This window comes from Bacillus sp. FG16 (genome assembly GCF_057809515.1).
In genome coordinates, this window is sequence record NZ_JBMDKC010000005.1 from 68,181 (window position 1) to 80,244 (window position 12,064).

The 12,064-nt window shown below is 32.8% G+C and carries 7 protein-coding genes; 6 read left to right on the plus strand and 1 reads right to left on the minus strand.

Translation table 11 applies throughout. The features are described from left to right. Positions 1 to 47: 47 nt before the first annotated feature. From ACODS7_RS03640 to pulA, 5 genes are all read left to right on the plus strand, one after another. Positions 48 to 536 (plus strand): AraC family transcriptional regulator, encoded by a 489-nt coding sequence (locus ACODS7_RS03640; protein ID WP_098139598.1) that lies wholly within the window; start codon positions 48 to 50, stop codon positions 534 to 536. Positions 537 to 653: 117 nt separating this feature from the next. Next, entirely contained in the window at positions 654 to 1,169 is a 516-nt protein-coding gene (locus ACODS7_RS03645; RefSeq protein ID WP_029442506.1) for a DinB family protein, read from the plus strand. 526 nt (positions 1,170 to 1,695) lie between these two features. Next, a complete protein-coding gene (locus tag ACODS7_RS03650; RefSeq protein WP_243168206.1) occupies positions 1,696 to 3,648 on the plus strand; it encodes a bifunctional metallophosphatase/5'-nucleotidase in 1,953 nt (650 codons plus the stop codon). A 339-nt stretch (positions 3,649 to 3,987) separates the two neighbouring features. Next, entirely contained in the window at positions 3,988 to 5,691 is a 1,704-nt protein-coding gene (locus ACODS7_RS03655; protein WP_098139602.1) for a M4 family metallopeptidase, read from the plus strand. A 484-nt stretch (positions 5,692 to 6,175) separates the two neighbouring features. After that, positions 6,176 to 8,734 carry a type I pullulanase gene (gene pulA / locus ACODS7_RS03660; RefSeq protein WP_243168205.1) on the plus strand — a complete coding sequence of 853 codons (2,559 nt, stop codon included), beginning with the start codon at positions 6,176 to 6,178 and terminating at the stop codon, positions 8,732 to 8,734. A 318-nt stretch (positions 8,735 to 9,052) separates the two neighbouring features. On the opposite strand, the gene ACODS7_RS03665 is transcribed toward pulA, so the two are convergent. Next, complete coding sequence (locus ACODS7_RS03665) at positions 9,053 to 10,054, minus strand: alpha/beta hydrolase (protein ID WP_043939241.1); 1,002 nt, start codon at positions 10,052 to 10,054, stop codon at positions 9,053 to 9,055. A 580-nt stretch (positions 10,055 to 10,634) separates the two neighbouring features. Between ACODS7_RS03665 and ACODS7_RS03670 the strand changes: the two genes are divergently transcribed. Beyond that, the gene (locus tag ACODS7_RS03670; protein ID WP_098139608.1) at positions 10,635 to 12,059 is read left to right on the plus strand and encodes an ABC transporter permease; all 1,425 of its coding nucleotides are present in this window, start codon (positions 10,635 to 10,637) and stop codon (positions 12,057 to 12,059) included. Positions 12,060 to 12,064 lie beyond the last annotated feature (5 nt).

The window sequence follows — 12,064 nt, forward strand, 5'->3', positions numbered from 1 at the left end:
AGAAAGCTAAATAAACAGTGTACGTATTTATAGGGGAGAAGATGTAAATGAAAGTTGTTATAAAAAAATTACCACCATTAGAAGTAGCGTATATAAGACGAACTGGTAGCTACTTTGAACCGCAAGATCACTGGGGGAAGTTACTGAACTGGTCAATTGAAAATAAACTGTATCCACCAGAGCAATCATTTATCGGAATATCATTAGATAATCCTGAACTTGTTGCAAGTCATAAGTGCCGGCATGATGCATGTGTTACAATTCCTGAAAACTTCGATAAAGAAAAGTATCATGATGTGCAATTTAAAAGATTAGATGGAGGTACATATGGTCTATACCAGTTCTATGATGAACCTCATAAATTAAGTGAAGCGTATCAATACATGTATGCAGAGTGGCTACCAAATAGTGAGTATGATGCAGATTATGATAGAGATAATTTAGAGTTTTGCTTAAATAATGTTGCTGCAGATCTAGAAGGAAAGTTAAAGGTTGATTTATTTATGCCAATTAAAAATATACAAAAAAACAAATAACTTCATTTGTGGCTTTAAAATGAAATTGGAATAGTAGTGAAAGAAAATCTTTTTTCGAAGATAATATTTCTAGCGTAGGAATTTAAGTATGTAGGTTGCAATGAAAGGAGAATCCACATGGATACATTTGTAAATGACAGGTTTTATGAAACGAGAAATCAATTAGTTGAGGAAATTACTTTGTTAAGTGATGCTCAATTTAATAGGAAACCAGATAAGGATAAATGGAGTATTGCACAAGTTTGTCATCATTTAGTTTTATTAGATGAGAGAGTTATAACAGTTATTTCGTCAGGATTAAAAAAGTTAGATAGTACCCAAAATGAGCGTAAAGAAATTCACACTATTTTATTAGATAGAACGAAAAAGTTTATAGCTCCAGAAATGATTGAACCAAGTATAGAACCATTTGAAGTGCAGCAAATGCTCAATATGCTAAGCAAATCAAGAAAAGAATTGATGCATTTCCTGAGTACAATAGAAGATGAATCTATATTAGCGAAAAAATCAGTGATGCATCCAGCTCTTGGAGAATTACACCTTGATCAGTGGATAGAACTGATCTATCTGCATGAACAGCGTCATATAGAACAAATTAAAGAAATAAAATTGCTATGTGAAATTGAAAAGTAAAAATCCCCCCTATTTATTGATACGTATTATAAACAGGGAAAACGGTTGATTCATATTGATTCAGAAGAAAACAAAAGTAGAATGAAATTAGTTGAAAGTAACCAATAAACTTAAGAAAATATGAAACTACCCGATTTTCTGTATAAGTGTAACCCCGTCTTAAATGAAGAGCGGGGTTATTTTTTTTGAAAGTGTTTTTATTTAGAAGGAAATAAATCAGCAACGAAATTCAAAAAATTAATCATCATAACATATTGTATATGCCCGTTTTAATAAATAAAAATGATGATGAATGATATGTCCTTATTTTGAAAGTACACTTCACACCCTTAAGGAAGGGGTATTCTGTCAGGAAACGATAAAATACAATTCTGTTAGGGGATGTATGCAATTTATTCTCTTTATTTTTGCAACAGAACCACCTTCAAAATTATTTTTTGTAGTTGAAGTTTCCCGAATAATAAGTTACATTTTTAAAGTTCAAACAACTTTACGAAAGTACAAAAAGGGGAGAAATATTATTATTATGCAAAGAATGAAATGGAAGAACTATGTATGTTACTTTGTAATTCTATTACTGCTCGGAACAGCAGTCATAGTCAAACCACTTATCTCTATGGCTGAGGAATCTGAAGTTAATATTACATTGTTAGGTACTGCAGATATTCATGGTAGATTTATGCCGTGGGATTATGCACTTGATGGAGCAAATATGAGTGGAAGTTTGACGCAGCTTTATACGGTTATAAAGAAGGTCCGTCAAGAAAATCCAAATACCATATTAGTAGATGCCGGGGATACAATTCAAGGAAACTCAGTAGAATTATTCAACGATAAGCCACAATCGCCAATGATGGTAGCGATGAATACAATGGGATATGACGCCTGGGCATTTGGAAATCATGAATTCAACTTTGGATTAGATACATTGAAAAAAGTTAGTGAGCAATATAAGGGAAAAACGTTAGCAGGTAATATTTATAAGGAAAATGGAGAGCGCTTTCTTCCTGCATATACAATTGTAGAAAAAGGTGGAATTAGAGTTGGGATTATTGGTATGAATACACCAATGATTAGTGATTTTGAAAAAGGGACAGATCACTTAGATGGTTTAGTGGTGAAAAATCCGGTAGAAGAGACGAAAAAGGCAATTAAGGAATTAGAAGGTAAAGTAGATGTAATGGTAGGAGTTATGCATATGGGATTAGAAAATGAGAATGGTATCCCTGGTACTGGTGTTCAAGATATTGCAAATGCTTGTCCGGAACTAAGCGCTATTTTTGCGGCTCACATGCATAAACTTGTAAAAAAAGAAGTTGTAAATGGCGTAATTATTACAGAGCCAGATAAATATGGAACACATATTTCACGTATTGATCTTACTTTTACAAAGCAAGATGGGAAGTTGGTTTTAAAAGATAAAACTGCTACCGCTATACCTGTAAAAAATGCTGATGGAACAACGATATTATCTGATCCTACACTTGAAGAATCACTAACACCTTTTCACGAATATGCGAGAGGAGATGCAAATGTTGTAGTCGCTCAATTAAAGGGTAGAAATCTTGTTCCTGAAAATGAAATAAAGGGTATTCCAAGTGTTCAGATTCAAGAAACACCTTTATCAGATTTCTTTCATGAAGTCATGCTCTACTACAGTAAAGCAGATGTAGTAGCCCATCAAATTGATAATGATTATGCCCGTTTGGATACAGGTCCTATTAAGAAAAAAGATATTGCGTACAATTACCAATATGCCTTGGGAGAAATTACAGTATATAAGATTTCTGGAAAAGATTTAAAAGACTATATGGAATGGGCAGCAGGATATTTTAACTCATCTCGTGCCGGAGATGTAACCGTTAGCTTTGATAAAAACCGCCGTGCATCTAAATACAGTACGAACGATTTCTTTGGAGGCGTAAAATACGAAATTGACTTAACAAAACCATATGGAAGTAGAATTACAAATTTACGTTCTATTCGTACAAATAAACCAATCAAAATGAGCGATGTTATGACGCTGGGAATGAATGCATATAGAATGGAGGCTCTTCAGGCAAAAGGGGGAGCTTTAGAGGGGCGTAAGTTTGAACAAATTTGGTCATCTAAACAAGAGAATGCATTCGGAGAAACAGGTGGAACCATTCGTAACCTTGCTATTACATATTTAAAAGAGGTAAAGAACGGTGTATACACACCAAAAGTTATGCATAATTGGAAAATTACTAGTGTAGATTTACATTCTTCAGAGCATAAGGCTGTAGTTGATCTTGTGAATAAAGGGATTTTAGAAATTCCAAAAACAGAAGACGGAAAATACACAAATATAGCATCTATAAATACGAAAGATTCAATTACAAAAGAAGAGATTGTAGCACTCTCACAAAAAGCAAATATTAATCCAAATCAGTTTAAGCATATAAAAACAAAAGGTGAATTTTACAAAAAACTTAGTAGGATTACTAAAAAAATATAAATTATAAGGTTTCTTATAGTAATTGTTATTTTAATAGCATTAAACCCACTCTTACAATAGTAAAGAGTGGGTTTTTATGTTGTTATTTAGATGTAAGTGTACTTTTATTAGAATGAATATAGATAATTAATAATTAACCAATTGGATGAGCGCCTAAAAGGACTCTTTTTTATTCAAATTAATGTTCATATGTGTTCCGTTCATTATTTATAATATTGACCACAATTTATGTAATTTTGCATAATGTTACATAAATTGTGTATTTTCTCTTTTTCCGACAGAAATAGACAGTATACTTTGTACAAGCTTTCTATTTCAAAAATTATACGAGGTGAAATAATGAAAAACACAAAGACATTAACTAAGGTAGCATTAACAACAGGATTAGCTTTAACAGCTGTGGCACCATATGGGGTAGGTCATGCAGAGGAAACAGATCAGCTACAAGTTCAAATTCAGGAGGAATCGTTCCGTTCGGGTGAACTTACACAACCGTCACAAAAGGCACCAGAAAATGTAGTAAAGGATGCACTTAAGGAGAAAACAGAGCAAGCTCTGTCCCAAAAACAAGTCAATGGAGAAGCAGGAGTAGATTATAAAGTCCTTCAAAAACGTGGTTCGTATGATGGAACTACACTTATACGTATGCAGCAAACATACGAAGGAAAAGAAGTATATGGCCATCAATTAACTGCACATGTAGATAATAATGGTGTTATTAAAAGTGTTTCAGGTGATAGCGCGCAAAATTTAAAACAAGAAGAATTGAAAAAAACTATTAATCTATCAAAAGATGAAGCAAAACAATTTATTTATACGAAGTACGGGAACGATATCAAGTTTATTACTGAGCCAGAAGTTAAAGAGGTTATTTTTGTTGATGAAAATAATGGACAAGCTAAAAATGCATACCAAGTTAAATTTGAAGCTGCAACACCAAACTATGTTTCTGGTACTTATTTAGTAAATGCACAAAATGGTGATATGTTAAAAAATATGGTACAAGAATCTAACTTAAAGGCCAGTGACAAACTAGTTGGAGCTTTAAAGAAAAGTAAACAAAGCAGTCTTACATCATTAACCGGAACAGGAAAAGATGATTTAGGTATTTCTCGTTCATTTGGTATCTCTAAACAAAGTAATGGCAAATATGCTCTTGCTGATTATACAAGAGGGCAAGGAATTGAAACATATGATGTGAATTACAAAGATATTACTAAAGAAGAAAGCTATTATCCTGGCACATTAGCGACTAGTACTTCGGCAACATTTAACGATCCAAAAGCGGTAAGTGCTCATTACTTAGCAACAAAAGTATTTGATTTTTATAAAGATAAATACAAGCGTAATAGCTTTGATAATAAGGGACAAAAGGTAGTTTCAGTTGTACACGCTTGGGATTCTGAAGAGACGAATGATCCGAAGAATTGGCAGAATGCATTAAGTGCTAATAATGGAAGTATGCTTGTATATGGTGATCCTATTGTTAAAGCATATGACGTAGCTGGACATGAATTTACACATGCTGTTACTTCTAGCGAATCTAATCTTGAATATTACGGGGAATCTGGTGCGATTAATGAGGCACTATCTGATATTATGGGAACATCTATTGAGAAATACGTAAATAATGGAAACTTTAACTGGACAATGGGAGAACAAACAGGATCTGTTTTCCGTGATATGGAAAACCCAGCTTCTGTTCCATCTTCACTAGGAGTACCTTATCCAGATGATTACAGTGAATTTAACGATTTTAATGGATGGGATCAAGGCGGTGTTCATTTTAATTCAAGTATTATTAATAAAGTTGCGTATCTCATTGCAAAAGGCGGTACTCATAACGGAGTAACTGTTAAAGGAATTGGTGAAGATAAAATGTTTGATATTTTCTATTATGCAAATACTGATGAGTTAAACATGACTTCTAATTTCAAAGAATTGAGATCAGCATGTATTCGAGTGGCAACTAATAAATATGGTGCGAATACAGCTGAAGTTCAAGCAGTTCAAAAGGCATTTGATGCAGCAAAAATTAAGTAATTTAGAAATATAGTCATCATTCATATATTAATACATTATGAAAAACAGCTAATATCATTTTAAGGATATTAGCTGTTTTTTTACGTAACTATGTATTGTTGAAAATAAACTGACTAAGCAATAATTAGGTGCGTTATCTGTAAGAAGTTGCGACAAATAAATAAGGTTTAAAGTGTGTAAAAACAGAAAATTAATAATATATTGACCTCTTGATAGAAAATCTATAAAATGAAAGCGATAACAAACGATTGCTTTAAAATGATTTCCCTGACCTTTTAGCATTTACAAATATATGAGGGCATACACAAATCTATTTTTTTAACTATTAATGCAAACGTTTTCGTATTAAAAGGTCATTGAAATACATACGTGAAAATAGCCAATATGGAGGTGAATTAAAAGAGATTTCTAGATTAATTTAAGAAGTGTTATTCAGTGTAAGCATAATAAATCGCTAGTAATATTTGAAGAAAGGGTGTATGTGGTGCAAATTACAAAAAGATTAATTAACAAAACAGTTTTATTACTTACTTTAATCGTTATGTTATCATCTGTTTTCTCCTTTCAGGGTGTGAGGGCAGTTTCAAATTCGAAAACAACTGAAGTTATCATTCATTACAAAGAGAAGCTTGGAAATACAAAAGACTGGAATCTTTGGTTATGGGGTCAAAATGCAAATGGTACATCTTATGAATTTACTGGTGAAGATGAATTTGGAAAATACGCTAAGATAAAAATAGACGGTGACTATAATCGTGTAGGATTTATAGTTCGAACAAATGAATGGGAAAAAGATGGTGGAGATCGTTGGATTGAAAATATAAAGGATGGTCGTGCTGAAGTATGGATTCTTTCGGGTGATGAAAAAGTATATAACTCTAAGCCTTCTTCAGATCTCTCAATTCAAAAAGCAACTATTGATAGTTTCCATGAAATTACTGTAACGACTAATGTCCCATTTAATATTAGGGAAAAGAAAATTGAAATTGAAGGCATTAAAATTAAGAATATTAGTCCTTATGATATAAACAGTGGAGATATTACTAATAAGGTTAAAATAATTACGGAACAGAAAATTGATTTAAAACAAACATACAAAGTTAAAATAGAAAACTTAGCTGATACGAATACTGAAATTGGTAAAGTCATTCGTAGCGAGGAATTTGATAATTTATTTTATTATAGTGGTAACGATTTAGGGAATACATATACCGCGCAACATACAAAGTTCCGTTTATGGGCTCCTACTGCAAGTGAAGCGAAGTTAGTTACATATAAAAAATGGAACGATAAAATAGGTACTGAAATAAACATGCAACAAGGTGAAAAGGGAACTTGGACAGCAGAATTAAAAGGGAACCAAAAAGGGCTCTTTTATACGTATAAGATCAAAATTGGTGATAAGTGGACTGAAGCAGTTGATCCATATGTGCGTGCTGCTTCTGTAAATGGGGATAAAGGTGCAGTCGTTAATTTAGAAGAAACAAATCCAAAAAAATGGAAAGCAAACAAAAAGCCAAAATTTAAAAATCCGGAAGATGCTATTATTTATGAGTTACATGTACGCGATCTTTCCATCCAACCTGAAAGTGGTATTAAACAGAAAGGGAAGTATTTAGGTGTAACAGAAAAAGGAACAAAAGGGCCAGAAGGTGTAAAAACAGGACTTGATCATATAAAGGATTTAGGTGTTACTCACGTTCAGTTTTTACCGATATTTGATTATGCTTCTGTAAATGAAGAGACTTTAAATGAACCGCAATATAACTGGGGATATGATCCTAAAAATTTCAACGTTCCAGAAGGCTCCTATTCTACAAATCCATATGAGCCAACTGTTCGAATAACTGAATTAAAGCAAATGGTTCAAACACTACATGATAATAATCTTCGAGTGGTAATGGATGTAGTATATAACCATATGTATAACGCTGCTGAATCTAATTTCCATAAGTTAGTTCCAGGTTATTATTATCGTTACAATGAAGATGGAACATTTGCAAATGGAACCGGTGTAGGAAATGATACTGCTTCAGAAAGAAAAATGATGAGGAAGTTTATGATCGATTCTGTAGCATACTGGGCAAAAGAATACAATTTAGATGGATTCCGTTTTGATTTGATGGGTATTCATGATTATGAAACGATGAATGAAATACGTAAAGCTGTTAATCAAATTGACCCTTCTATTATACTGCATGGAGAAGGCTGGGATTTAAATACACCTCTTGCAGCTGAGCTGAAAGCAAATCAAAAAAATGCGGAGAAAATGAAAGGGATTGCACATTTCAACGATGATATACGTGATGGATTGAAAGGTAGTGTATTTGAGGAGAAAGAAAATGGATTTGTAAATGGAAAGCAAAACATGGAAGATCGTATTAAAAAAGGCATTACAGCAGGTATTGACTACGATACAAATTCGTCTACTTATCAAGATCCGGAACAGGTACTAACTTATGTGGAAGCGCATGACAATCATACATTATGGGATAAACTTGAGTTGACTAATTCAGGTGATAACGATGAAGTGCGAAAACAAATGCACAAATTGTCTTCTTCGATTTTATTAACATCACAAGGTATTCCATTCTTACATGCAGGGCAAGAGTTTATGCGGACGAAATACGGTGATCATAATAGTTACAAATCTCCAGATTCAATTAACCAGATGGATTGGCTGCGCCGTGCAACGTTTAATAATGAAGTAGATTATATGAAGGGTTTAATAGAATTACGCAAAAAGTACTCAGCTTTTCGAATGACATCTGCAGCGCAAATAAAAACACAAGTTTCATTTATAGGTGCCCCGAAAAATACGGTAGCTTATACAATAGAGGGGAATAAAAATGAATACTTTACGGTGGCTCACAATGCAAATAGAGAAGCGGTTGAAATAACACTTCCATCGAAAGGGCCTTGGAAAGTACTAGTAGACGGGAAGCAGGCGGGAAGTAAACCACTTTATGTTGTCCATGACAATAAAATTAAAGTTCCTGCATTAAGTTCATTTGTTTTAAAAACAGAGAAACCGATTAAATAAAAGCAAAGAATGTGGAAATAAATAATGCATTGAGCAAATTTAATAAGGATTGTAAATGAAAAAAGCGAAGTGAAAACAACCTTCACTTCGCTTTTAAAATTAATATAGCATAATTTCACATACTGTAATTAAATTACAATTCAATAAAGAATAAACAAAAAGGGAAGAGCTCATCAAGGTTCTTCCCTTTTTAATGTTTCATTAGGGGATCTTTCATTTTTTAATCTTGTATGGATTAGCGTGACGATGATTTATATATGTGATTGGTTAAAATAAAACATTACAAGTATAAGATTATGCGCTTAGTAATCTCGTTATTTAAGGCACGACATTGGATGAGTGCGAGGAGTTCAATCGATTCTGAATAAAATTAATAGTATCAGCGGCAATTTTTTTACGTTTAAGAACGATTCCGGCATGCCCACATGTATAAATATATCGTGTAGGCCTTTCCCAAGATTTCCACAAGTAGTCTGTATCCTCAGAATGCACATATAGATCGTGCTTACCTGAAATTAATAAAATATTTTCTTTTTTTACTTTTGGTAATGCTTGACTCGGTTCAGTGATTTTCCAATAATCTATTAAATCATCATACGTTACACCATGATGTTCCAAGTCTTCTCTAATAAATTTACCTGGAGTTGTATTCCAAATTGAATAAGAGAGTCGATTTGCATAGAAAATGGATGCTAACACATCAATTTCTTCTTCAACAAGAGAGGTTAAGTTAGTAATAAATCCACCTAAACTAATTCCTATTAGAATCAGGGGGCCATTTTTATTTGCTTTAATCCATTTAATCAAAGCTCGTAAATCAGCTACCGCTTGTCTAGTTGCTTGTACTGTTCGTTCAATATTTGCACTTACCATATACTCTCCACTGAAAAAGGATTGATCGGGTTTTCTTTCAAAATGATAGGGTAGAGTGAAATAATACATATTCCACTTCAGGCTGGTCATATGATCGTGGAATATTCTTTTCACACGTTCGTTAGAATCCATTCTCCAACCGTGAACAAAGATAACATGAGGTGCATTTTCATTTTTATGTAAGAATAATTCCCCAGTTACAGAGTCGTTGCGTGAATCACCGGATTGAACTGAGCTTTTATATTTGAATTGCCCAGCCATGTATTCCTTTTCCTGTTTTGAATGCTTAATGTCAAAATGAATATAGGATGGTTTTACTTTATAAAAAGATTCTATGTCCTTTATATTTAATGAAGTGTTAGAAAGGGAAGTATACTGAAACGCTACACTTCTTTTTTTGTGTAAATCATATAAAGCGTACCGATCAATGAGTTTTGAAAAAATCAAATTAACCTCCTCCAAAATACATATTGTTTAAAACATGGACAAAATTTATGGTGTAAATTAATTATAAAATATTCTCTTTTCCTAATAGTAGGTGATAAATTTGTATATCATATTATAAAGCTTGCAATAAAATAAAACTATAAATAAATTATACTAAAATCTAAAAAGCAAGTTAATATTCTTATTCATATAAGAGAATATTAACTTGCTTATTTTCGTATTAAAAGATGCACCTTTTAAAGTGACGTGATTTGTATGAGATACAGTAACTATATTAAAATCCCTATTATAGATATCCAAATAGGTTTCTCTATATTTATTGTATAGAAATTACACAGTAAATATTTTTTGTGCTACATACATTAAATTAATCTTAACCTTTTATATAAATTTATTAAACGGAATAACTCCTTACCAATATTCAAAAACGGCTGCGTTTTTGAATTTGTGTTCTAGCTTTTCTGGAACAAGTAAATAACTACACATAAACTCCTTATATCTCTAGTTAAACTACCGACTAGCTCCATATAAACTCTAGATAACCTATATAGAATACAAGTTATCAAGGAGGTAAGAAAAAATGAATTTTATGAAACGAGCAATTCTCAGTATGAAAAAAAGGATAGGAACATCATTAATTTTGATGGCAGTTTTTCTGATTGTTACAAATTTGGTTCTTTCAGGTTTCACAATCCAAAATGCATCAAAAAAAGCAGCGGATGCTGCAAGAAAAAAACTTGGTGCAGATGTTACTTTAGGTCTTGATTTCGACAAATTAGGTCAAAAAGCTAAGGAAACTGGAGAAATGCCAAATCCGCCGCAGCTCGATACAAAAGAAACAGATCAATTAGCAAAGTCCAAGTATGTAAAAGACTATAATTACATAGCTAACACTTTCGGTATTTCTGATGGACTTAAACTAGTAGGAGCTTCAGAAGGAAAAGAAGAAGGTAAAGCGGGAATGGCGGCTGTGCGAGGCGGTTCAAGCTCTGGTACAGAAATAGATATGAATGCTTCTTTTATGATTGAGGGAGTTCGCAAGACTGCATTACAAGAAAGCTTTAAAAACGGAAAAAGTAAAATCATTGATGGAAAACCAATTACAGAGCAAATGAAGGATCAGAATGTAGCTTTAATGGAAAAACGATTAGCGGAATTAAACAATTTGAAAGTAGGAGACAAAGTTAAAGTACAATCAGGGGATAAGAAGGAAACCCTTGAGGTTGAAATTATCGGTATTTACGAAACCAATGAGCAAGCAATGAGTCAACAGGCTCCTCCTATAATGGATCCGGCTAATAAACTATATATGCCACATTCAACTATGAAAAAATTAGAAGTGGATCAAGGTATAAGTAGTGTTCAAGTCGTGTATTTCTTGAATGACCCACAATATATTGATGCATTTAAAAAAGAAGCAAAAAAATCTAATATTGATTTTAATTATTATAAATTAGATGCGCATGATTCATTGTACAAGCAAATGATTGGTCCTATCGAAAATATCTCTTCGACTTCTCAAATGATTATTTATATTGTATCGATTGCAGGTGCGATTATTTTAGGATTAATCATTATGCTATCAATTAAAGGACGTCGTAAAGAAATGGGAATTCTATTGTCCATTGGAGAGAAAAAGTGGAAACTGATGGCACAGTTCGTAGTAGAAGTAGTATGTGTCGCTATTTTAGCATTTGGATTATCCATAACAACAGGAGCTAAAGTTTCTCAATATATCGGGGATAATTTACTTTCGAATGAAATAGCTACTGCAAGCGAAGAAACAGATACCTCGCAACATGGTACTGTAATGATGGCTGGATCTGGTGGTACTCTACAAAATCAAAAAGAAGATCCGATTGATAAAATTGATGTAAGTGTAACAGGAGAAGATGTAGGGAAAATGGGTGGAATTGGACTAGCTATTGCTATAATAGCAACGCTTCTTCCAGCATTATCTATTCTACGTTTAAACCCAAAACAAATTCTTTTAAAAGATGAATGAGGAGG